19 protein-coding genes are annotated in these 24,674 nt (G+C 40.7%); 11 read left to right on the forward strand and 8 right to left on the reverse strand.

Annotated elements, in window-relative coordinates; all coding sequences use genetic code 11:
• Window positions 1-16: 16 nt before the first annotated feature.
• From yidC to FBQ94_RS06610, 5 genes are all read right to left on the reverse strand, one after another.
• On the reverse strand, window positions 17-1,714 hold the full coding sequence (gene yidC, locus FBQ94_RS06590; RefSeq protein WP_007220593.1) for a membrane protein insertase YidC: 1,698 nt from the start codon (window positions 1,712-1,714) through the stop codon (window positions 17-19).
• Window positions 1,714-1,893 carry a Trm112 family protein gene (locus FBQ94_RS06595; RefSeq protein WP_007220594.1) on the reverse strand — a complete coding sequence of 60 codons (180 nt, stop codon included), beginning with the start codon at window positions 1,891-1,893 and terminating at the stop codon, window positions 1,714-1,716. The genes yidC and FBQ94_RS06595 overlap by 1 nt, the downstream gene beginning before the upstream one ends.
• A 138-nt stretch (window positions 1,894-2,031) precedes the next feature.
• Window positions 2,032-2,787, reverse strand: coding sequence for a segregation and condensation protein A (locus FBQ94_RS06600; protein ID WP_007220595.1), 756 nt, complete (start codon window positions 2,785-2,787; stop codon window positions 2,032-2,034).
• Between the two features lie 23 nt (window positions 2,788-2,810).
• On the reverse strand, window positions 2,811-2,966 hold the full coding sequence (locus FBQ94_RS06605; RefSeq protein ID WP_285442058.1) for a hypothetical protein: 156 nt from the start codon (window positions 2,964-2,966) through the stop codon (window positions 2,811-2,813).
• Between the two features lie 52 nt (window positions 2,967-3,018).
• A complete protein-coding gene (locus tag FBQ94_RS06610) occupies window positions 3,019-3,648 on the reverse strand; it encodes a site-2 protease family protein (RefSeq protein ID WP_007220596.1) in 630 nt (209 codons plus the stop codon).
• A 298-nt stretch (window positions 3,649-3,946) separates the two neighbouring features.
• On the opposite strand from FBQ94_RS06610, the gene FBQ94_RS06615 reads away from it, so the two are divergent.
• The 8 genes from FBQ94_RS06615 to FBQ94_RS06650 all read left to right on the forward strand — a co-directional run bounded on the left by FBQ94_RS06615 (window position 3,947) and on the right by FBQ94_RS06650 (window position 14,345).
• Window positions 3,947-4,921, forward strand: a complete 975-nt coding sequence (locus FBQ94_RS06615) for a KpsF/GutQ family sugar-phosphate isomerase (RefSeq protein WP_040543472.1) — start codon at window positions 3,947-3,949, stop codon at window positions 4,919-4,921.
• Window positions 4,911-5,441 carry a KdsC family phosphatase gene (locus FBQ94_RS06620; protein WP_007220598.1) on the forward strand — a complete coding sequence of 177 codons (531 nt, stop codon included), beginning with the start codon at window positions 4,911-4,913 and terminating at the stop codon, window positions 5,439-5,441. The genes FBQ94_RS06615 and FBQ94_RS06620 overlap by 11 nt, the downstream gene beginning before the upstream one ends.
• 261 nt (window positions 5,442-5,702) lie before the next feature.
• Window positions 5,703-7,679, forward strand: a complete 1,977-nt coding sequence (lptC, locus tag FBQ94_RS06625) for an LPS export ABC transporter periplasmic protein LptC (RefSeq protein WP_007220599.1) — start codon at window positions 5,703-5,705, stop codon at window positions 7,677-7,679.
• 130 nt (window positions 7,680-7,809) lie between these two features.
• Entirely contained in the window at window positions 7,810-9,648 is a 1,839-nt protein-coding gene (locus FBQ94_RS06630) for a HEAT repeat domain-containing protein (RefSeq protein WP_051006134.1), read from the forward strand.
• 92 nt (window positions 9,649-9,740) lie between these two features.
• Window positions 9,741-11,258: a uroporphyrinogen-III C-methyltransferase gene (gene cobA, locus FBQ94_RS06635; RefSeq protein WP_007220601.1), complete on the forward strand. Its 1,518-nt coding sequence runs from the start codon at window positions 9,741-9,743 to the stop codon at window positions 11,256-11,258.
• 163 nt (window positions 11,259-11,421) lie between these two features.
• On the forward strand, window positions 11,422-12,066 hold the full coding sequence (locus FBQ94_RS06640; RefSeq protein WP_007220602.1) for a prepilin-type N-terminal cleavage/methylation domain-containing protein: 645 nt from the start codon (window positions 11,422-11,424) through the stop codon (window positions 12,064-12,066).
• 113 nt (window positions 12,067-12,179) lie between these two features.
• Window positions 12,180-12,617 (forward strand): type II secretion system major pseudopilin GspG, encoded by a 438-nt coding sequence (gene gspG, locus FBQ94_RS06645; RefSeq protein ID WP_007220603.1) that lies wholly within the window; start codon window positions 12,180-12,182, stop codon window positions 12,615-12,617.
• 96 nt (window positions 12,618-12,713) lie between these two features.
• Window positions 12,714-14,345: a GspE/PulE family protein gene (locus FBQ94_RS06650; protein WP_285442059.1), complete on the forward strand. Its 1,632-nt coding sequence runs from the start codon at window positions 12,714-12,716 to the stop codon at window positions 14,343-14,345.
• On the opposite strand, the gene uvrA is transcribed toward FBQ94_RS06650, so the two are convergent.
• Window positions 14,342-17,140: an excinuclease ABC subunit UvrA gene (uvrA, locus tag FBQ94_RS06655; RefSeq protein ID WP_007220605.1), complete on the reverse strand. Its 2,799-nt coding sequence runs from the start codon at window positions 17,138-17,140 to the stop codon at window positions 14,342-14,344. The two genes, FBQ94_RS06650 and uvrA, sit on opposite strands and share 4 nt — an antisense overlap.
• A gap of 133 nt (window positions 17,141-17,273) precedes the next feature.
• Entirely contained in the window at window positions 17,274-18,776 is a 1,503-nt protein-coding gene (locus FBQ94_RS06660; RefSeq protein ID WP_007220606.1) for a leucyl aminopeptidase, read from the reverse strand.
• Between the two features lie 264 nt (window positions 18,777-19,040).
• On the opposite strand from FBQ94_RS06660, the gene nifU reads away from it, so the two are divergent.
• Both nifU and nifS read left to right on the forward strand, forming a co-directional pair.
• The gene (gene nifU, locus FBQ94_RS06665) at window positions 19,041-19,889 is read left to right on the forward strand and encodes a Fe-S cluster assembly protein NifU (RefSeq protein WP_007220607.1); all 849 of its coding nucleotides are present in this window, start codon (window positions 19,041-19,043) and stop codon (window positions 19,887-19,889) included.
• On the forward strand, window positions 19,886-21,091 hold the full coding sequence (nifS, locus tag FBQ94_RS06670) for a cysteine desulfurase NifS (protein ID WP_007220608.1): 1,206 nt from the start codon (window positions 19,886-19,888) through the stop codon (window positions 21,089-21,091). The genes nifU and nifS overlap by 4 nt, the downstream gene beginning before the upstream one ends.
• A 151-nt stretch (window positions 21,092-21,242) precedes the next feature.
• On the opposite strand, the gene FBQ94_RS06675 is transcribed toward nifS, so the two are convergent.
• Window positions 21,243-22,823: a DegQ family serine endoprotease gene (locus FBQ94_RS06675; RefSeq protein ID WP_007220609.1), complete on the reverse strand. Its 1,581-nt coding sequence runs from the start codon at window positions 22,821-22,823 to the stop codon at window positions 21,243-21,245.
• A gap of 423 nt (window positions 22,824-23,246) precedes the next feature.
• Between FBQ94_RS06675 and FBQ94_RS06680 the strand changes: the two genes are divergently transcribed.
• Window positions 23,247-24,662: a phospholipase D-like domain-containing protein gene (locus FBQ94_RS06680; RefSeq protein WP_007220610.1), complete on the forward strand. Its 1,416-nt coding sequence runs from the start codon at window positions 23,247-23,249 to the stop codon at window positions 24,660-24,662.
• The last annotated feature ends 12 nt before the right edge of the window (window positions 24,663-24,674 follow it).

Genomic DNA, 24,674 nt, shown 5'->3' on the forward strand with positions numbered 1-24,674 from the left:
AAAAGTCGCCGAAGGCCTATTTTATTTTTATCTTTTTAATAGATTTCCTGATTATTATACCTTCAATGATACTAAATACCGTGCTTACTGTCCAGTAAAGAGTAAGGCCTGATGGCATGTTATACAAAATGAAAGCAAACATAATAGGCATAAACGACATCATCTTTTGTTGGGCCTGTGCCTGAGGGTCTGCCGCAGGAGCTTTCGGCGTCGTCTTCATTTGAACAAATGAAGCGCCTGTCATAACTAATGGTAAAATATTGAGGGCATTCCCTATAAAGGGGATAGTAAACGGAAGGGTCATTAAGGTGTCAGGTCTTGAGAGATCGTTGATCCACAGGACAAATGGGGCTTGTCTCATTTCAAAAGAAAGTTGTAAGGTACGGAAGAGTGCGAAAAATACCGGAAGTTGTAACACCATCGGTAAGCAGCCGCTCATTGGGTTAGCGCCATACTTTTTAAATAACAACATCTGTTCCTTGCCCATCCGTTGCTTATCATGCTTATACTTTTCCTTTAGCTGATTAATCATAGGCTGCAGCTGCTGCATTCTAAACATGGAAACCTGACTTTTTTTTGTGAGCGGAAAAAGAATCATTTTAATAAGGATAGTCAATACAATAATGGAGAGGCCATAATTAGGAAGCACACGGTGAACAGCATTTAAAAAAGCTAAAAGCGCCTTGCTGATTGCGTTTAACCAGCCATACGTGAGAAGTGCATCCAAAGTCTCATAGTGTTTAAGAATCTCCTCTTTTTTGGGGCCTACAAAATATAAATAGCTGTGTTTAACCATATCATGGGGAAGGATACGAAGTTTATTGGTTTGTATACTAACCATGAAATCCCCATGTTCTGCCTTTTCATTTATAGGAATACCCTGAGCATCAAATGCCTGTGCATTTACTGCCCCAACCCAATCACTGGATGCAGGTTTTAGGATCGTAGCAAAATACTTATTCATCGATCCAGCCCAGGAAATACCTACAGATTCATTTTTGAGAGGCAAGTTCTTTGGCGATGTGCTGACTAATTTAATCCGTTTATTTCCCATATCCACACCAGCGACTGCGGCCATATCAGTCGAAGGTTCTCCCTCGTGCATGATCATGGAGGATGCAATAACGCTGTATGCGAGCGAAACTTCATCATCGGTCTTATTCTCTAAGACAACGTCCATATTTACATGGTATTTTTCCGGGGGCAGACTAATGGTTTTCATAATATTGATTCCCTCTTCCAGGCTGCACGTAAATACGATTTTATCCTTACTATGCTCAGCAATGGTATATCGCCATTCCCGAAAGTCGGATTTTCCAAGGATAGTATCAATAGCGAGTGGACGGTATTCCGTAGTATCTTCTTTTAGCAACTCAAGGGTTTCTTTTGCCTCCGGATCCTTAAAACGCTTGAGTTTTACAGACTTCAGCGCCGCCCCTTCATTTGTCCATACCATCTTTACCAGTTCATTTTCTATAATAATTTCTTTTCGGGGAATTTCCGTCTGAGGTTTAATCGATTCCCCAGGCATTATTGCTGACTGTCCAAGTTTGCCAATAACCTTTTTCTCTTGTTCCTGGGTCTTTTCTGAAATAGGTTCTACCGCTCCCTGGGGTGATTCCGGCTTTTTAGAAAGGAGGGGTAATATAAAAGGGTAATACAACAACATAATTACCCCACAAATAATCATTGCAATAAGCGCCTTTTTATCCATTACCTTTCCTTTTTCGGTTTTTCCGGTAGCTCAGCCTCATCGATAAGCATTACAGGAATATCATCTCTTACAGGATATCGTCTTCCACAATTGGTACAAACAATCCTGTCCCCTTCCAGTCTGACATCAGTTTTGCAGAGCGGACAGGCGAGAATATTCAGTAGTTCCCTGGTAATCATAACAAGTGAAGATTAAGTGATAAGGCAATAAAAAATTTCATTTTAACCTAAAGATGATTACTTTATAGCTAAAATTATTGATAAAGTTAAGATGTTAACAAACTACCTTCACAATTTCAAATTAAAATTGTAATGGTTTTAATAATGTAAGCCTTCGTCTAAAGGAGAACTATGGAGAGATATCTGAATATCCGCATAGTTTTCTGGTTGTTCAATCCTTATTTTATGTAAACGGACTAATTCCAATAAGGCTAAAAAGAATCCAATAATCCGGATCCTTTCATGTATTCCGGTAAAAAGGTCTGCAAAGGCTATTGAGGTGTGAGTATGAACCTTTTTCACAACCATATCCATATATTCCTGTATTGGCGTGTCATCATAGGTGACTTTCGCAGACACATCAGATAATGTTTGCTTCATCAGTTGAGAAAACCTTTGCAAAAGGTCCCATATGCCTATCCCTTCCAGGGCTATCTCTTCTTCTTTATCGGATGTCCCGGCAGGGAGTTCTTTGTACGGCCGTGCTAATCTCTTTTCCCATTCGGCAGCCCTTCGTTCCAGGATAAAAGTGCTTTCTTTATACCGTTTATATTCCAGTAATTGCTTTACAAGGGATAAGCGCGGGTCTATATTTTCTTCTTCATCTCCTTGTGCTTCTGTGCGCGGAAGAAGCATATAGGATTTGATATACATGAGCGTTGCCGCCATTACCAAAAAATCTCCTGCAATATTCATATCCAGGGTTTGCAGCGCTTCCACATGGTGTAAATATTGATCTGTAATCCGCGCAATGGGAATATCATAAATATTTACTTCCTCTCTTTGGATTAAATAAAGGAGTAAATCGACCGGTCCATTATATATATCTAGCTCTATTTTATATCCGTCCGTCATGTTCTTATTTGCTTTTAACTTATTCAACCATCATAAGCGTTATTCCCGGAAGCGATATCAACGGTACCGGTGTGTTTGGCCGGAATTATGCGATGAGCAGCGTATACAAGTATACGGGAGAGTACTCCTTTAACTCTTCGGTATGCCACAAGGCGTGTAATAGTGTAATATCCCTTCATCTTTTACTTTACAGGAGATAAACAAGGGGACAAAAAACTATTTTATATTCAATTATAAACCCGTAAATAATCTTAAAAAATACTGGATAGGCGGTCCAATTATCATGCCTAAAATCGAGATACCCCCGTAGTTTCCCAGGATGATTAGTCCCAACAGGATAAACGGACTGTAGCGTTCGATTTGTTTGTATTTTTGAGACATTTCATAAGGCAATAGACTTTCCATAATATGGGAACCATCTAAAGGGAATAAAGGAATCATATTAAAAAATGCCAGCGATAAGTTCATAATAATTCCTGATATGAGTAAATTATAAAAAAGGGCGGACATATTCGCCGGTATAAATGGCATTTTCCTTAAAAGTTGAAAAATTACGCCAAATAAAAATGCAGAAACAAAATTAGAGGCAGGTCCTGCAAAGGATACGATCATATTATCCCGGCGGGGATTTTTAAAATTGTAGGGGTTAATAGGGACAGGCTTGCCCCATCCAAAATGGGCGAAGACAAAGCATAACGCACCGAGAATATCGATATGCGCTAATGGATTTAGTGTTAACCTCCCTTGTAGCCTTGCTGTGGGGTCGCCAAGTCTGTTAGCTGCCCAACCATGAAAGTACTCATGAATCGTTAGTGCATAGAGTATCGCGGGAATTGATATAATTAAGTTATTAAGATCCACAAATAGATAAATCCTCCTCTCTTTCTGTATTTGAGCATGGTAACACATGAGAAATAAGTTGTCAAGCAAAGAACACTTAATCAACCTTTTCCTACACTCTTTTCTCTTGAATATTGAAGAAATGAACACTATAATGATTCTCAAAATTTATCTTATTTTCTCATGAGACCACACAACGCTGTCAGAATCTTTTACTCTTGTAGCCCGGACTTGGACAGACAAAAACCTCTCACTACGGTTGTTTTAAAAACAAATCTCCATGAGTCTTTATCCCCGCAAACCAGATGAAAAAAATTTTATGAAAGAAAAATCTCTGTCCGACACTGCATATGCAAAAGAAATATTATTCATGGAATCGGAGGCAATAAGGAATTTGATCGGCCGGCTGGATCATAGTTTTCAAAAGGCCATCGATCTAATCTTTACCTGTAAAGGAAGGGTGATAGTTACTGGTATTGGAAAGGCGGGGATTATTGGTCAGAAAATTTCTGCAACATTGGCCAGTACGGGTACTCCATCATATTGGATTCATTCATCTGAAGCAAGACACGGCGACCTTGGGCGCATCGTTGCCAACGATATTATCCTTGCACTCTCTAACAGCGGTGAAACAGAAGTTGTTACCCTCTTGCCTTTTGTTAAACAAATCGGGGCAAAGGTGATAGCCATTACCGGAAATAATAAATCTTCCCTGGCTTCTCACAGTGATGTTGTGCTTGATATCGGGAAGATTAAGGAGCCATGTCCTTTGGGACTTGCCCCGTCAGCAAGCTCAACTGCTATGCTTGCTCTGGGCGATGCTTTAGCCCTTACCATATTTAAAAAGCGAAATCTCAGCAAAGAGGACTATGCCTTCTACCACCCTGGTGGAGACTTGGGAAGGAAATTACTTACGGTAGAAATGGTTATGCGCAAGAACGAAGGAAATCCTGTAGCAGATGAGGATATGATCTTATTGGATGTTCTTACTATTATGACAGAAACAGCAGGCAAGCCCGGAGCCGTAAGTATTGTAGATAAACAGAATAAGCTGGTAGGGTTTTTTACTGATGGTGATTTGAGAAGACATCTGAAAAATGGCGTATCATTTTTACAATACAGGGTGAAAGAGGTTATGACCCGGTCTCCCAAGGTTATAAATGCCCGTTGCCTGGCCGCTGAGGCATACAAGATATTGAAGGATTATAAGATCGATCAGCTCCCCGTGGTTGATGGTTCCAATACGCCCATAGGTATTATAGATGTACAGGATTTATTAGAGGTTGGATTTTAAATCTGCAGTGAAGAATATAAAACTTGTCATTATTGACGTTGATGGTGTTTTAACGGACGGCAGTATTTACATCGATGTTAATGGATATGAGACCAAAGCATTCCATGTCCTTGATGGCACAGGTATCTCATACCTTCATCGCGTTGGCATTAAAACTGCCATTATTAGCGGAAGGACCAGTAAGGCTGTTATTCACAGGGCAAAAGAGTTAAGTATTGAAGATGTATATCAAGGTTTTAAAAACAAATTAGAAGCTTATAAGGCGATACAAGAGAAATATGCTTTCCGGGATGAGGAAATATGTTATATCGGTGATGACCTTATAGATCTCCCCATATTCTATCGTGTCGGACTTCCTGTTGCTGTTGCCAATGCTTCACCAATCGTTAAGCAGCAATCGCTTTATGTTACAAAGGCGAAAGGCGGTACCGGAGCGGTAAGAGAAGTGGCAGAGAAGATAATCAAATTCCAGGATAAATGGCATATAATCATGGAACGGTATCAGAATCCTCCTGGATAATCCAGCGTAGTGAGACCATAACCTAAAATTGCTCTCTTCTTTTTATATAAAGCATACGCTTCGTAGCTTATACCCAGCAAAAGCATACATGATCATCTTTTGAGAACAAGCTTCGTATTTTTTCTGAAGAAGAGTATTCGTAAAGCTCTATCGTTTTTAAATTTTTTTTTACGCTCAAATTCAGTATACTTACGGAAGACCAGAAAACATCCATAACGCATAAATTGAAAAAACAGGAATTTTTCTTATGTTTACATCATTATGACCAAACGAAGATACATACTCCTTAGCATTCCTTTAGCTTGCATAGCCTGCATTATCGTATCGCTTGTTATATCCCAGCCGAGAAAGGAGAAGAAGGATCAAAGGGCAGATCCCGCTTCAAAGGAAGATTTCTCTGCGCGTAAAGAGGCGCAGAATATAAACAGCAACGATAAGTTAATCCAAACGGTGGAAGGCTTGTCCATCCCAAAGTATGACGAGCAGGGAAATGAGACTTTAATAATGCGCGGCAAAAACACCTTCCTGCTCAACAATAATGTTTACAAAATCGTCGAGCCGGAGATCGAATTCCTTGATTCTGCAGATCCCGAACAGGGAACCCAATCTGTTTTTATCACATCCGATAATGGAGAAATGAATAACATTTCGAACGAAGGATATCTTTCCGACAATGTTATTGTCAATCTGGATCAGGAAACCAAACTCAATACGAATTATTTAAGATATTCACCGGAAAAGAAATCGGTATATACAGACGATTTTGTTACCATCACGGGAAAAGGTATAATGATTAAAGGACAAGGCTGCGAGATAGACCTGATTAACAAGAAGATGTGGATCAAAAAGGATGCGGAGATGGAAATGGATGGCGCTAATAATGACCTCTTCTTTCTATCGGAAGAGGATACCTCTCACGCCGCACAAACTCTTCCGGAAGATACACCATCGGTAAATGAAACAAGTAAAGAAAAAATTTCACACGAAAAAACCTTTATCCGGTCCAGCGGCCAGCTTGTCTTTAACAGGCATTCGGATACACACGTTATGGTTTTCCATAACAGTGTTGAAGTTAAGAAAGGCAGCTCGACTGTTTTTTCAGATGAATTAGTTATATTCGTCGATTCGGAAACAAAAAAAACAAAGCAAGCCATAGCAAGCGGTAACGTGCTTGCATCACAGGAAACAACAATCGCCAAAGGAAGTTCCCTGACCTGGGATGTTAGTACCCAGACTGCCACCCTGGAAGATGCATATAAGGCAGAATTCATTAAAGATGACCTTCATATAGATGCGCAGAAAATAATCTTTTATAAAGATGCCGGTAAAATAGATATACCGGGTTCTGGCAACTTAAAAGCAAACACAAAGAGAAAATCTGATAAAAACAATATGCCAGGTCACGCAGATAAAACTGATGATACTATTACCGTAAAATGGGAAGGCAAAATGAACTTTCTGGAAGAAACGCGGGAGGCTAATTTTGAAAAGAATATTGAGGTCAGAAAGGAAAATTCTATCTTGTTTTGCAACAATCTTAACGTGACATTCAGCGATCGGGATTTTCATCTGAATACCTTGAAGGCCACAGAAAATATCCATATTATAGATAAAAAGAGTAACTTGTATAGCGAAGCCATAGGAGATGTGGTTACCTGGAATGTAAAGAGTAAAATTACCGTCTTAAAAGGGCGTCCCTTTGCACTATTAAGAGAGGGAGATAAGAGGCAGATTCACTCTCCCAAAGTTTTGTTTTATGGGAATGAGAATAATATCCTCTGCGAGGGGAAAGGAACATTCTATGAGAAAGGAGACGAGGCGCCTCCTCATAAAGGCACAGAGGATGCTGATATAAAGGTCAATTGGGTTAAAAAAATGGTGTATAATAGTAAGTTGAAAAAAGCAAGTTTTTTTGAACAGGTGCAAGCTACGAGAGGCGAACAAAAGTTGAACGGCGACCAAATTGATGCGTATATGAACGACAAGAAGAGTGTATCGAAAATCGTTGCCACAGATAACGTCTATTTTTTCAGTAAGAATTTGAATAATAGTGAGGGATTAGGAACACTTCTTATTTGGGACTTAATCCAGAATGTAGCCTTGTTGACAGGGAATCCCAAAGCAGAATTACGAAGGGAAGGAGCAAGGACATTCTCGGAAAAGATCTATTTTGATATAGACGGAAACCATATAACATGGGAAGGCAGACCTCACTGGCAGCTCATTACCAATAAATAAAACCAACACCGCCATGTATCCTACTATATGAATTTTCTTTATCCTTAGGGCCAATTTGATTATGTATTTTTTTACCTGTGTAATAAAAAAGAAGAGATCAAGGGGTTTTCTCTATGAACTTTGCGTTTGCATGCCTGTATTGCTGGAATATCTTAAAAAATATGGGCAAAAGCTATTCTCTATTCAATTCTTTGCATTACTTTTGATACCTGCCTCATCATTGCTTGCTTTTGCAGAAAACGTTCATAAGACAGAGATTATAGCACATCACGGTGTATTGGAAGACGTTCCGGAGAATACATTTGCCGCATTAAGAAGAGTCGTTGAATTGGGTATAGATGGGATCGAAATTGATATTCGGCAAACAAAGGATCATCAGCTTATCTTGATGTGCGACGAAACGATCGATAGAACAACTAATGGGAAGGGACGCGTTGATCAGTTATTGTATGCTGAAATCCAGCAGTACGATGCCGGTTCGTGGCGTGGCCCTGAGTTTAAGAACGAACCAATACCCCTGCTTTCTGATGTGCTGGAATTTTGTAAAATTAACAACCTCAAGCTCATTCTGAACGCCAGACAGGTTTGTATAGAAAAACAGGTATTGGATCTCGTTCAGTCGTACGATATGTATTCTCAGGTATACTTATGGGGAACGTTAAGAAATCTCAATACGGAGGAAGCAGAACAATTTGTAAAGGAACTCGTACTCATATCCCCTGAAGAAATAACAGAGGAGAAAATTGCTCGCATACACGAGGAAAAAAAATATGCATTCTCAATTATACTCAATAGTGATGATAGAAAAACGATAAAAGATCAGATTAACATGGGAGTGGATGTCATCCTGATGGATTATCCCTGTGTTGCCCAGGACATCCTGGGTATTCAAGATCAAATACCTGCAAGGCAAAGACCGTTTAAAAGCAGAAAAACGAATCATCCTCAACAGGAAGAAATTGATAACAAAATGTACGTCCGGGAAAAAGTAAAAGCACTTGTGAAAGCAATAAAAGGCACAGATCCGGATAAGACAAGAACTGCCGCTATGGCATTGATGGTGTTACCACAAAGACATACCATACCACCTCTCGTAAAACTCCTCAAAAACAAACATCCCCGGATAAAACAGGATGCCGCCTGGGCGCTTGGATTCTGCGGCAACGAGGATATAGCCGTATATATTCAGTCCCTCCTCAGCGATAAAAATCCAGAGGTGCGCAGGGAGGCTGTGCTTGTGTTGGGGAGATTGGGCAGTACACAATCAGTTCCTGTGCTTATTGAAACATTAAAGACGGAAACCAACCGTGGGGTTAAATATGATATAGCAAGAACATTGGGGATATTGAAAGACCCCGGCTCAGCTTTTCCATTGCTTACGATTCTCACGAATGAAAAAGACTGGTATGTCAAAAGCGCCGCAGTTGAGGCGTTAAGCCATATTTATACCGATAAAGCTGTACACGTCCTTGCCGATATCCTTGTCACCGATGCGGGGGAAGATGCTGCATGGACACGCACAAAGGCTGCATGGGCGCTAGCCGCCATGGGCAAGGAATCTATCCCTCAATTAATTCGAGCCCTGAGTGATAACGAAGAGGTAACAAGGCGCAGGGCAGAATGGGCGCTGGTAAAGATCGGCCAGCCAGCAGTAAGGTCTTTGGTTCATGCCTTGCATGAACCTAATAAATTTGCAAGAGAGCGTGGAGCACAAGCCTTGGGTTGGATTAAGGACAAAAGCACTGTTACTGCACTCATATGGGCATTGAAGGATACAGAACCATCTGTTGTATGCTCTGCTGTATGGGCACTGGGCAAGATTGGCGACCCCAAAGCGCTTTCAGCCTTACAATCCCTTATGAATCATAAAAATAGTGCTATACGGGAAAATGCGAATGAGTCTGTTGAAAGAATACTGGCAAAGAAAGAAAATATGGTTTATTACAAAAAGTCTCTGCAAAAACCGTAAAACATAGTTGATTAATACATAAATTTTCAATATCATACATATTTAAATTTTCAATTCCATTCATGAAAGGTACGATTTTGATGAAGCGCAGTATGGTATATCTTGTAGGCGCAGGTCCCGGTGATCCACGTTTGATCACCGTAAAAGGTCTGGAATGTATTAAAAAAGCCGATGTACTTATTTACGATTACCTGGTAAATGTCGATCTCCTCAAGGTTGCTAAGCCGAATGCAGAATTTATCTACGTGGGTAAGCAGGGAGGAGCGCATACCCTTGAGCAGGATGAGATTAATAACCTTCTCGTAAAAAAGGCGCAAGAGGATAAAATAGTAACCCGGTTAAAGGGTGGTGATCCATATGTATTTGGGCGAGGCGGGGAAGAAGCGATAGTACTCTATGAGAACCATATACCATTTGAAGTAGTTCCTGGGATTACTGCCGCCATTGCTACTCCTAATTATGCAGGAATACCAGTTACCCATCGCGATTTTACTTCCACCTTTGGACTTATTACCGGACATGAAGATCCCACGAAAGATGAAAGCTCCATCGATTGGAGCAAAATCAGCACGGGAATTGGTACATTGGCCTTTTACATGGGAATTAAGAATCTCCCTTATATCACGGAACAACTCATAAAACATGGCCGTTCGAAAGATACCCCGGTTGCTGTAATTCGATGGGGAACGACCGCCCAGCAAAAAACAGTTGTGGGAACACTGGAGACAATTGTACAAAAAGCCAGAGACATCCGTCCGCCGGCAATTACCATCGTTGGCGAAGTCGTAAAACTCCGCAATCAACTCAACTGGTTTGAGACGAAACCGTTGTTTGGGAAAACCGTTGTCGTAACACGCTCAAGGGAACAGGCAAGTGAATTTGCTGATCAATTATACGAATACGGCGCCCGTGTCATTGAATTCCCAACCATTGAGATTGCAAAACCTGATACCATTCAACCACTGGATGACGCTATCACCAATATTCATGCTTACGATTGGCTTGTGTTTACGAGTATCAATGGCGTTGATAGCTTTTTTCAGCGTCTGCTTGAACTGGGGAAAGATATTCGTGACCTTAAAGGCATTAAGTTTTGTGCTATCGGTCCTGCAACAGAGGAAGGAATCAGAAGATATCATATAAAGGTAGATTGCAGACCGCCTAAATTCGTTGCAGAATCTGTTGTAGAGGAACTAAAGAAGGTAACGGTTATAAAAGGTAAGAAATTCCTGCTGCCAAGGGCAGATATTGCCAGAAGCTTTCTACCCGAAGAACTTGAGAAATTAGGGGGAAAGGTTGCCGATGTGGTGGCTTATAAAACCGTTATGGCACAACCTAAGGACATAAATCTTGTTGACAAAATCAAACATGGTGAAATCAACTTCATTACCTTCACAAGCTCTTCTACGGTAAGGAACTTTGTTCAAATCATTGGTGAGAAAAACATCGCTTCGTTGAATGGAAAAGTTCAGTATGCCAGCATCGGCCCTATTACTACCCAAACCGCAGAAGAATTGGGATTCCGTATTACTATCAAAGCCAAGGAATACACCATCCCCGGGTTAGTAAACGCCATTCTGGAAAGCAGTATTCCACATAGTGACAGTTAAGCCACGAGAATTTACACGAATAAGCACGTATAACTTATAATTTCTGTCCTGTAACATTTCATATACATACGGCAATCTACCGGATATTTTATTGGAGATAGCCACATGAGATTTATCCATAAATATACTTAAAATACATGGTTGGTAAAGAGAGATAGATGCCGTGAAAAATAACCGGGGCTTTACGATAATTGAATTAATCGTTGTTTTAGTTGTTATAGGAATCGTTGCCGGTGTAGCCTTGCCCAGATATGCGGGATCTCTCGAATCCCTTAATTTTAAGAAAAAAATGTCGGATATCGTATTCTTTTTTAGAGAAGCGCGTATTAAGGCGATATCAACTGCCGGAACAACCTATGTTGCCCTTGACCTCCATAATGGATACTTTTGGAACGAGGATAAAAAGGTGCTTCAGTTACCTCCCGAGATACAGATTTTTACTAACAAAATTGAGGCCCGGAATGAAAAAACAAAGACATTCGAATTTTATCCGAATGGGACTGCGCAAGAGGAAATAGTAGGTTTTGTTTGTGACAAAACAACAGCCATATTACACGTAGAACCATTAGGCGGGTTGGTCTATTTCAGAATGAATGAAGAAATGGATCAGACTGTGCGCTATGCAAGAAACAGCGATGTATTGAGCGAAAAGGAAATACTACAACGTATACCTGTTGATAAAAAAGAGGATTTTGATACGTTCGTAGAAATTGTATCTGATGAAGAAACCTTAGATGACGATTTTTATGAGGATGACACGTTATATGAAGAAAAAGAATTTTCTTATGAGGAGAGAAGAAATGAATAAATATGAACATATTCGATTTGTCTAGGTATGAGATCTTATGTGTTTCATTGTTTCTCCTATCAGAGAAACAACAAAATTTCTAGATTCTTCAAATTATATGGAGTGATGTAAAAATGGGAAAGAAACTTGTACTGCGGGTATTAAAAAAAGACGGTTTTACTTTGCTTGAGTTATTGATTGTAATGATTATTATTGGGCTGCTTGCCGCATTGATTGGGCCTAAAATGATCGGTCGTGTTGGTGAATCACGCCAAACGGTTGCTAAACAGCAGATCGAGGGTTTTTCAAGTGCTTTAGAGATGTATAAACTTGATACCACAAAATACCCGACGCAGGAACAGGGTTTAGATGCCCTGGTTACACAACCACAGGGTGTCGTTAATTGGAAAGGTCCGTATTTAAAAAAGAAATTTGTCCCGAAAGACCCCTGGGGAAACAATTATGCCTATCTCTATCCAGGTGAGCATGGAGATTACGATATCGTTTCGCATGGTGCAGATGGTAACCCCGGAGGAGAAGGTGAAGATAAGGACGTAGCAAGCTGGGAATAAGCAGGTATTCTTCAGATAGATTAATGGCGATTTTGGTAAGCGTCTTTGTACATACTATACATTTTTTATCTTTATAAAGCATGTGTTATGTAACCTATGGATCTAACAGCAACGTATACTATTGGTGATGTGTTACTTGAAATTGGCAAGGTAACAAGAGCTGATCTGGACCGTGCCATTGAAGTCCAAAAACAGACAGGACAGAAGTTGGGGCGTATCCTAATCGATTTAGGGACTATTTCAGAAGAAGATCTTCGGCTTGCCCACAGTAAATTGCTCCTGTTGCCAATTTGGGAAAAGAAAAAAGAGGATCGTTATCCATTGGTGGAAAATGTGCCAAAGGTATTTTTGGTATCAAACCGTGTGCTTCCGCTCAATCTGCACAATGGAATACTGGATGTTGCTCTTGCAGATCCGCAGGATTCACTCCTCATAGAGACAATTGCATTGTCTACTAACAAGCAGGTTAACGTGTTTGTTGGTTGTGAGAAGGATATCCTGGCTTCTCTTGAGACCCTTTATGAGGGTGAGATTAAAGAAGAGGATACAGTCACCTCCAGTATTGAGGTGATGGAAGATGTAGAACAATTGAGGGATATGGCATCTGAGGCGCCGGTTATACGCCTGGTGAATAATACCTTAACAAAAGCTATCGAGATAGGGGCAAGTGATGTCCATTTAGAAGTTTTTGAGAAGAATGCGCGACTGCGGTATCGTGTAGATGGTGTCTTACGAGAGCTTACGCCGCCTCCCCGGGAAATTTATAACGCTATAATTTCGCGTATTAAGATTATGGCTAAGTTAAATATTGCCGAGAAGCGGCTCCCGCAAGATGGCCGAATCAAGATGAAGGTAGCCGGGAAGGAGATAGATTTGAGGGTCTCTATTATCCCGATGAGTCATGGCGAGGGGGTTGTCATGAGAATTCTGGACAGAACAGCAGTAACACTTGATCTGGAAGCCCTGGGGTTTAGTCAGGAATTTTTGGGTAAGTTTCGGCGTATGGTGAATAAACCTGAGGGTATGTTGCTGGTAACCGGACCCACAGGAAGCGGAAAGACAACGACTTTATATGCGGTTCTTAAAGAACTAGTTTCTCCCGAGATAAAGATTGTAACGGTAGAAGACCCCGTCGAATACAGTATGGAAGATGTAAATCAGATACAGGTAAACCCACAGATTGATCTGACTTTTGCTTCCGGACTGCGATCTATTTTGAGGCACGATCCTGATATTATTCTCATTGGTGAAATCCGGGACCGGGAGACGGCTTCTATTGCCATTCAGGCTGCCTTAACCGGGCATCTTGTTTTCTCGACATTGCATACAAACGATTCAGCTTCAGCCTTTACTCGCTTAATTGATATGGGAATGGAAGACTATTTGATCTCTTCGTGTATTATTGGTATCCTTGCGCAGCGATTAGTGCGGAAGATATGCACGCAATGCCGTGAGTCCTATATACCAGGAGAAGATTTACGTAAAACAGCGGGATTGAAAGAGGGAGAGCCTTTATACAAATCCAGAGGTTGCGATGCATGTAACAATTTGGGGTTTAAGGGAAGAAAGTGTATTGCCGAATTTTTATATGTTGATGATGCCATCCGGCGGCTTATCATATCCCATAAAGATTCTAATGAGATCATGAAGGAAGCGGTAAAAAGAGGAACAAAGACATTATGGGAGGATGGTCTTGACGGGTATCTTCCGATACATAAAAAGGGTTAGGAAAGGGCTTTTTTTAAAAATCTTCCTGTATAGGATCTTTCAATCTTTGCAATCTGTTCCGGTGTGCCTGCTGCAACTATCTCACCTCCGTTTGCGCCACCTTCTGGACCTAAATCAATAAGGTAATCTGCTGTTTTAATAACGTCCAAATTATGTTCTATCACGAGAACCGTATTGCCCAAATCGACAAGCTGATGTAATATCTTAAGAAGCTGTTGTATGTCAGCAAAGTGTAGTCCTGTTGTCGGCTCATCGAGAATATAGAGTGTTTTTCCCGTCGCTTGTTTAGAGAGTTCAGTGGCAAGTTTGATTCTCTGCGACTCTCCTCCAGAGAGAGATGTGCTGGACTGCCCCAGTTTAATATATCCCAGCCCAACGTTTTTAAGTGTTCTTACAATGCGTTCAATCTTGGGAATATTTTTGAAAAAAAGATAGGCGTCTTCAATACGCATATCGAGAACATCTGAAATGCTTTTATCTTTGTAAGTAACCTCCAGTGTCGCTTTGTTGTATCTTTTTCCCCCACACTCTTCGCACGTAACGTACATATCAGGAAGAAAATGCATCTCTACTTTTTTAATTCCCTGTCCTTTGCAGACTTCACATCGTCCGCCACTGATATTAAAGCTATACCTTCCTGCTGTGTAACCACGGATCTTCGCTTCCGGAATTTGCGCAAAGAGGGAACGAATCAAATCAAATGCCCTTGTATAGGTTGCGGGATTCGAGCGCGGAGTATGTCCTATTGGAGATTGATCAATTTCTATAACTTTGTCAATGTGCTCAATACCAAGAATCTCGTCATGTTCTCCTGGCAGATCATGACTGTTGTATAACAGTTTCTTAAGGGAACGAAGGAGAATATCGTTAACGAGTGTACTTTTCCCGGAGCCGGATACACCCGTGACACAGCAAAAGGTTTTTAAGGGAATTTTTACATGGATGGATTTTAGATTATGAGCGCGGGCTCCTTTTATTTCGATAGAGTTTTCTAACTGGACGCTTCTTCTTTTGTCGGGAAGTTCAATTTTAAATGTTTGGTTGAGATATTGCCCGGTTAATGATGTATGATTGTGAGTGATTTCTTTCAGGGTACCCTGGGCAACAATACTGCCGCCTTTTTCCCCTGCGCCAGGACCGAGGTCGATAATATAATCTGAGTGGCGAATGGTATCTTCGTCATGTTCCACAAGGATAACGGTATTTCCCTTATCTCGTAATGTATATAAGGTTTGCAGAAGGTGTTCATTATCTCTCGGATGAAGTCCTATTGTTGGCTCATCGAGTACATAACAAATTCCGACAAGACCTGATCCTATCTGTTTGGCAAGCTGTGTTCTTTGTGCCTCACCCCCGGAAAGAGTATCACTGCTGCGCCCCAGAGTTAAATAATGTAGTCCTACATCTATCATAAAGGAAAGCCTGTTTTGAATTTCTTTGAGAATTTGCTGAGAAATAATTATTTGTTGGTTATGTAACTTCAAAGCATTAAAGAAATGAAAGGCTTCTTCTGTGGTTAGATCCATAATTTCATGAATCGATTTCTCATGAATTTTCACTGAGAGGGACTCAGGACGCAACCTGGCTCCATTGCAAGATGCGCAGATTCTATAACCCCTATAGCTGGAAAGACGCTTGATAATGCGCTCGCTGGTTGTTTTTTCATAGATGCGCCTGAGGTTAGGAATTACTCCTTCAAAATCTTGTATACCAAAGAACAAGGCGTCTGTAACTTCTTTGCTTAATTTTTCAAAGGGTACGTTCAGAGAATTTGGGAAAATTTTTGAGAATGCCGTAATTTGGTTATCGTAATGAGTTTGAGTTAGCGATCCCCAGTTTTGCCAGGCATCAATAGCCCCTTCTTTGATGTTAAGTTGTTTATTAGGGACGACTAGTTCCGGGTCAAAATCAAGGGTATTCCCAAGTCCATCACAACTAGGGCATGTACCATAAGGACTATTAAATGAAAACATGCGTGGCGTTAATTCCTCGTAACCCCTTCCACACTCAGGACAGGCATAACGTTCACTCAGGATAGAATCTATCCAGGTTTTCTCATGCTCCTGGCTTACCAACATAACTCCTTCGCCTAATTGGAGGCACGTTTCTATTGAATCATACAGACGTGCCTGTATATCGTCTTTTATGATCAACCGGTCCACAATTACATCAATCTCGTGGGATTTATACCTTGCTAATTTTGGGATGGCCTTAAGATCCATAATGGCATTATTAACACGGGCACGTACATAACCCTTTTGCATTATTGACTGAAATACCTCCCGGTGTTCGCCCTTTTTACCTTTGATAAGTGGTGCAAGAAGCATAACCTTGGTTCCTTGAGGAATTTCCATTATCCTTTGGACCATCTGATCAATACTTTGGCGGGAAATAATACATTTACAATGATAACAATAAGGAGTGCCAATTTTTGCATACAGTAAACGCAAATAATCATAAATTTCAGTAACAGTTGCCACCGTTGAGCGCGGACTCGGTGGGCAGGTACGTTGCTCAATGGCAATGGTGGGCGGAAGACCCTCAATAAGTTCTACGTCAGGTTTTTGTATTTGATCTAAAAATTGCCGTGCGTAAGAGGAAAGGCTCTCAATATACCGGCGTTGACCTTCTGCGTAAATTGTGTCAAAAGCGAGGGATGATTTTCCAGAACCACTGATACCGGTAATAACAACGAGCCGGTCCCGTGGGATATCGATATTAATTCCTTTGAGATTGTGTTCTCTGGCGCCACGGATAGCGATGATATTATTTGAATTATTATTTTCTTTCGTCATTATGATCTATACAGGATGGATAAACCAGGCCTGTTTTATGAAATAAAATTTTCAGAAATTTATACCGATGGGTATCAACACAAAAGACATCTGCAAAAGTAAACGGAGGTAGATGCAACGAGGGGTTTTTTCCCTATGAGAATCGGGTCCAGTCCTGGATGAGTTGAATGAGCAGCCTGACGCCAACACCTGAAGCCCCTTTCCGGGTGTAGGCAGTATTTTTATCGCACCAGGAGGTGCCGGCAATATCAAGATGCACCCAAGGGTATTTTTCGGTAAATTTGCTTAAAAAGCACGCTGCTGTAATTGCCCCTGCATGAGGGCCTCCTGTATTTTTAATATCTGCAATATCACTCTTGATGTACTCTTGATATTCATCCCAGAGAGGCAGTTCCCAAACCCTTTCCCAGGATTTTTCTCCGGCAATCCTAATCCTTTTTTTCAGCTCTTCATTGTTTCCTGCCATACCTGTGGCAATTGTGCCCAGGGCAACTACGCAAGATCCGGTAAGGGTGGCTAAATCAATAACAGCATCAGGTTTATAGTCTTCCGCATATCCCAATGCATCAGCGAGGATAAGGCGCCCCTCTGCGTCAGTATTTACAACTTCTGCAGTCTTGCCAGAATAAAATTTTACAATATCACCGGGTTTTATTGCTGAACTGCCAGGCATATTCTCTGTGCAGGGAATAAGGCCAATGATACGCTGAGGTAGTCTCATTTTGGATATAGCTTTCATAGCGCCCATAACTGCAGCAGCGCCGGACATATCACTTTTCATTTGATCCATATCTTTTGCTGGTTTTATACAAATTCCACCCGAGTCGAAAGTAATTCCTTTTCCAACGAATATAATCGTATCTTGATTTTTAGCGTGTATATTATATTCAAGGATAATAAGTTTTGGTGGTTGATTACTACCTTGTGAAACACCCAATATACCACCCATGCCTAATTTTTTTAATTCCGGCGTTGATACTATTTTACAATGAACGCCTGTCTCTCCGGCCAATTTTTTTGCAGTATTGGCTAAAATGGTTGGGGTTTTATCCTGCGCTGGTGTATTGATCAAATCACGGGTAAAACAGACAGCATCTGCAATAATTTGTCCATGTTTGACACCTTCCTGGGCAGGTTTTGATGTTTCTTTATGAGATAAAAGGAGGGTAATTGTTTTGAGCTCTTTTTTCTCTTCTGGTAGTACATATTTATATTTTTGAAATGTATAGAGAGCAAGTAGACATCCTTCCGTGTAAGCCTGATACCACTCAGGAGAAGCAGGCATATCGATTGAATCGATTACGCTGGTAACTTCCCCAATTCCTATATCGTATACTATACTGGCTGTAGTACCTGCAGCTTGCCTTACTTTATCTAAAGTTACCTCTTTTTTCTTGCCAAGGCCTACCAGCATGATACGCTTAGCAGGTATTTTCCCATACGTTGGGAGAATAAGTGTCTTATTAAGTTTAGCAACAAATTCCTTTTTCTTTATTAACTCGGATACAATGTTATGTAAGGCATTATCACAATACGTGAGCATATCATCCGCTATCGGTAGGTCTTCATATAGGTAAAAAGCGAGTATTTCTGCAGATTCTTTTTCAACCGTGCCAACTTTTATACGAATGTTCATAAGTTTACCCCAAATCATGCTATACTATGTTCTAATTATAAAATTCCAGGCATCTTACGATTATAAAGCCCCTGTTTATGAATGTCAAGCTATCTTTGTATCAAGGAGTCTTGATACCTTTACTTTCGGTGTATATGTTAGCGAATAAGAGAGAGATGTATGAGTTTGAATTAGACGAGGCAGGGTAAACTTGACATTATTGGTATAAAAGAATATAGTTATACTATAGTTTACTAAAATAATTTAATGGGAAAGGAATAAGAGGTGTGGGATTATTCTGAAAAGGTTAAAGACCATTTTTTCCATCCAAGAAATGTGGGCGATATTGAAGACCCAGATGCTGTTGGTGAAGTTGGAAGTCTTGCCTGCGGGGATGCATTAAAGTTGATGTTAAAACTGGACGGATCTGGTCGTATTACCGATGCAAAGTTTAAAACATTTGGGTGTGGAAGCGCCATAGCCTCTGCCAGCGCCTTGACAGAGATGGTCAAGGGAAAGACGTTAAGCGAGGCTGCAAAAATTACCGATAATGATATTGCTGAGTATTTGGACGGGCTTCCTGAGCAAAAGATGCATTGTTCTGTAATGGGACGCGAAGCTCTGGAAGCGGCTATTGCCAATTATCGGGGACAAAAAATAGAGAAACCCGTTGATGAAGGGACTATTGTTTGTAAATGTTTTGGTGTGACAGATAATAAAATTGCCCATGAGGTTAGAGAACATAAATTAACCACCATTGAGCAGGTTACTAATTTCTGCAAGGCGGGAGGTGGGTGCCGCTCATGCCATCCCCAAATTCAGGCCATTATAGATGAAGTTTGGCAAAAAGAAAAGGAGAAGGTAATGATTGCGAAGAGTCCTGCTAAAAGATTGACAAATATTCAAAAAATGAAGATGGTACAAGAAGTTATTGAAAGGGATATTCGTCCTACTCTTCAGGCTGATGGAGGCGATATTGAACTGATCGATATAGATGGTGACCGTGTTACGGTCTCTTTTCGGAAAAGCTGCGTAGAGTGCCCCAGCTCAAAGGTTACGTTGAAATCAACCGTAGAGGCAAAATTAAGGGAATTTGTAACAGATTCGCTTATCGTCGAGGAGGTGTCCTCATGAAATTTGTATATGCGGACAATAATGCTACGACAATGGTTGCTCCTGAGGTTGTAGAAACCATGCTGCCTTATTTTACAGAATATTATGGGAATCCTTCAAGTATGCATACCTTTGGTGGCCAGGTAGCAAAAAAGATTGATAGTGCAAGACAACAAGTGGCAGAGCTTATTGGCGCCGATCCTGGAGAAGTTATATTTACAAGCTGTGGCACAGAAAGCGATAATGCAGCCATTTTAGGGATACTTAAGGCAAACCCGCACAAGAGACATATCGTAACTTCAAGAGTAGAGCATTCCGCTGTCTACAACTTATGCAAGTATCTGGCTCAGAATGGTTATCATGTAACAGAGTTAGGTGTAGATACGCATGGGATGCTTAACCTCAATGAATTAGCGGATGCAATAAAAGAAGATACGGCAGTTGTATCGATTATGTATGCAAACAATGAGACAGGAGTGATTTTCCCTATAGAGGAAATCGGCAATATTGTGAAGCAGAAAGGCTCTTTATTGCATACAGATGCCGTGCAGGCCGTGGGCAAGATACCGATAAACCTTTCAAAGAGTACGATAGATCTCTTAACACTCTCCGGGCACAAATTGCATGCTCCAAAGGGAGTAGGTGCGCTTTTTATTAGAAAGGGAATTACCTTTGCTCCTTTTATCATTGGTGGACATCAGGAAAAAAATCGCCGTGGTGGCACGGAGAATGTTCCGTCAATCATAGGGCTTGGCAAGGCATGTGAATTGGCAAAAAAGCACCTGGTGGAGGAACAGAATGGTGTAAAATTATTAAGGGATAAGCTGGAGAACGAAATACTCGAAAAGGCGCCAGATGCCAGATTAAACGGGCATAAAATACACCGTCTTCCCAATACTACAAATTTGAGTTTTGAGTTTGTAGAAGGTGAAGCGATTTTGCTATTGCTCAATGAAAAAGGCATTTGCGCTTCATCCGGGTCTGCTTGTACTTCCGGCTCTCTGGAACCTTCCCATGTACTAAGGGCTATGGGTGTTCCTTTTACTGCGGTACATGGCTCGGTACGGTTAAGCTTAAGCCGATATAGCACGATGGAAGACGTTGATTTCATTATCGAACATCTTCCGCCCATTATTAGAAGATTAAGAGAAATATCACCTTATGGCAGGGATACAAAAGTAAAAGGACAAGTTGTTACTACTCAAGTATCAGCAAGGCCATAGGAGGGATAAAGCCCGGTTTAGTCTGTTTTCTTGCTTGATATGATAATGGGGTCAGTCTGAGAAATAATAAAACCCCCTTAACTTTCCTTTTTCATAAAAGGAGGTTCAGGGGGTTTTGGTTTTTATAACGGTGAATTTCCAGAGCAGGAACTTATTTTCCCTTTATTTTAATAATAACATACCGGGAAAATTCTCCTCGTTTTACCAGCATAAGGATACCTTTTTCCTTATCTGCCTCATTTAATGCCTTTTTAAATTCTGTGACATTGCTAATCTTCTTTCTGTTTACTTCCTTAATAATATCGCCTTCTCTTATATCTGACATGCCGGCAGGGCTTCCTGGCTGGATATTTGAGACTATTACACCACTCTCATCTTCAATACCCAGATTTTTGGCAATCTCTTTTGTAAGATTTTGCACCGTCATTCCAAGTTCTTTCTGTTCCTTTTCAAGAGGAGGTGTACCGCCTGGTCCAATGGCAAATAATTCTGCTGGTTGTTCGCCAATCTTGATGGATAATTCTTTTTCTTTGCCGTCCCTCAGGACTTTCATTTTTACTTTTTTTCCGACTTCTGTTTGAGCAACGGTATTACGGAGATGATTTACATCCCGAATAGGCTTTCCTTCGTATTCTGTGATAATATCTCCACGCTCAAGTCCGGCTTCCTGTGCAGGGGAATTTTCCTGAACATCACTTACCAGAACACCTTCTGTAACGGTAACATTAAACGACTTTGCCAGAGCGGGGTCGATATCCTGGATAACAACGCCCAGCCATCCCCGGGTAACTTTCCCTTTTTCTATAAGATCCTTCATAACAATTTTTACCATGTTCACGGGTATGGCGAACCCGATACCCTGATAACCACCACTTCTGGTAAATATGGCGGTATTGATACCCATTACCTCGCCTCGTATGCTGACAAGAGGACCACCGCTATTACCAGGGTTGATAGCTGCGTCCGTTTGAATCATATCTTCATATTGTGCGACACCGACGTTGGCTCTTCCCGTAGCGCTAATGACACCGATAGAAACTGTTTGTGATAAACCGAAAGGATTTCCAATAGCGATAGCCCATTGTCCAACCTGAATGGTATCAGAATCACCGAGCTTCGCTAAAGGCAAATTATCTCCTTCTATTTTTACTACAGCAATATCTGTTTGAGGATCGGTACCGATAACCTTCCCATCAAATTCCCTTTTGTCTCCCAAGGTAACCTTGAGTTCATCGGCATCTTCTACTACATGGTTATTCGTTATAATGTATCCTTTTTCACTGTCTATAATTACCCCTGAACCAAGGCCTTGTATTTTAAAGTCGCCTTCAGGAAATCGTGGTTTAAAGAACCTGTCAAAAAAATCATCGCCAAAAAAATCTCTGAACTGACGGAATGGATCGCCTTCATCTTCCTGGTCAGGCTCTGATCTGGGTGAAGGTGAATGAAACCGATCATTTGGCATTTGCCGCTGTCTTTGCTGCTGACTATGTTTAAAGGTTTTTACAGAAGTGATTGAGACTACTGCGGGTTTAACCTGATTAACCACATTTTGGAATACATGTTCAAGATGCACGGCTGTGGCAAGCGCATCTGCGTCAGCTTCATGTGTCTGTTTATTTGCAGCGCATACTACGGCTCCATAAGACAGATACATACCGATTCCGAAGCAAAGACTAAAAGCTACTACGAAAAGAGGACGAAGATAAAATTTTCCTAATTTGTTGCCCATGAAGACCTCCTTCAAAATAAAAGTTTAAATCCTAAACGGCCTTTCTTTAAATGAATTCTATGCAAGATATATTTTTTTGTCAAATCAAAACTCAGGGATACTTCTATAGTGCTTGCAATCTCTATTCCGCATTGATAGAATATATCTTCACTGTTGAATCTCATGAAAAATACTGGGGTAACCCTTGATTTTATAGGAGCAAGCTTCGTTTCCCGAAATTCATAAGGGCTACCTTAATCTTAATACATATGTCGAAGCATGAGATCTATCCGCATGTTTGAATCAATATTGACAGATAATTCTCATTATTAACCTCATCGCAAATATCCTGAAGCTAAAAATACAGGGTTTATATAAGTACCCTTATGAAACAGGAATTAATACCTATTTTGTTCCAATGAAATAACAAGAGAAGGGGAATTTATGGATTGGAAGAAGGCCTCTATACTATTCGTTGTTGTATCAGTTGTCCTCTATGCACAACATAACGCATTTTCGTCGGATGCATATTTTACGCATCAGGATATCAAGAAGAGAATGTTACGTGCAGTTGAAGAATCGAAGGAATCTATCGACATTGCAGTATCTGACATAACCTCAAAAGATATTTTAAATACCCTTAGGAAGGCGCAACAGCGGGGGGTGCAGGTTAGAATTGTAGCAGGCAGGAGGCGTACTTTAACAAGCGGGCTGATGTTGAATCTTTACAAGGAAAAGCAACTTGCAACGAAGATAGTAGTTCAAGAGGGAATTATGCATAATAATTTTGCCATTTTCGATTGTAAATTGCTAATGATTGGATCGTATAATTGGAAAGAAAAGGTGGGTAAGTTTAATCATGGCAACGCATTTTTTACCGAAGAAGCGAAGATAGTAATAAAATATCAAAAAGAATTTGATCGCCTATTTCATGAAGGAACAGCGCCAAAGGTTGAAAATATTGCTGCTGAAGGAGAAGAAGGGTTTAAAAAGACAGAAGGTACGTCACCGGGAGCTGTTCCGCATACCTTTGCCATGAGCGGGAAACGGGTTATCGTATCGAAATATGGTGTTGTTATCGTGGAAACTAACGACGGTTATATTGATATGGGTTTTGAAGAATTTAATAATATCTTTGGAATGGTGAGTGATTTGTCAGATGAGCAAAAGGAGAATTTGTGGAGTCGATGTATAGGTAAAAAAGTTCGGTGGAATGGGGTGGTGAATTACATTGGATGGGGTTTGGTAACGGGGTGGATGATGGGAGTAACCCATGGCGACACCAGCGTTGAGGTAAAGCTAAACCCTGCCAATAAAGGGCATTTTTCTCCGGTAAAATACGGAAATACCGTGACATATACGGGAAAACTCGATTCACGGGTGACAAGGATATTCCCCTATAAGCTCGAAGATGGAGATGTGCTTGGAATTGAGAATACAGAGCCAAAACCTTTAAGCAGGCAGGAATTAATTGAAAATCCTGATGTAATACCTATTTCCCAAGGACCCAAAAGGATATTTCTTGTAGAGTCTTTTGAAGATTTAAACGCTCTGTTTGGCAGTGAAAGTAGTTTATCGGAGATACAAAAGGATGAAGCATGGGGAAAATATCAGGGTAAATATGTCAGTTGGACAGGTCAGATTGTTTATAAAAATTTAAATGTTGCATCTGGTTTACGAATAGGAATGATGCAAAAAGAAAACGAATCTGTAGAATTAAAAATCAGTTTATCAAAAAAGGATAAGATATTAAAATTTCAGGATGGTGAGACTGTGGTCTATACGGGAAGATTAACAACACGATGCGGAAATAATTTTCCCTATATCCTGGAAGATGGTGATATCACGACTATTAAATAGCCACCCACAGCT

It is taken from the genome of Candidatus Jettenia sp. AMX1 (assembly GCF_030263775.1).
GTDB lineage: Bacteria > Planctomycetota > Brocadiia > Brocadiales > Brocadiaceae > Jettenia > Jettenia caeni.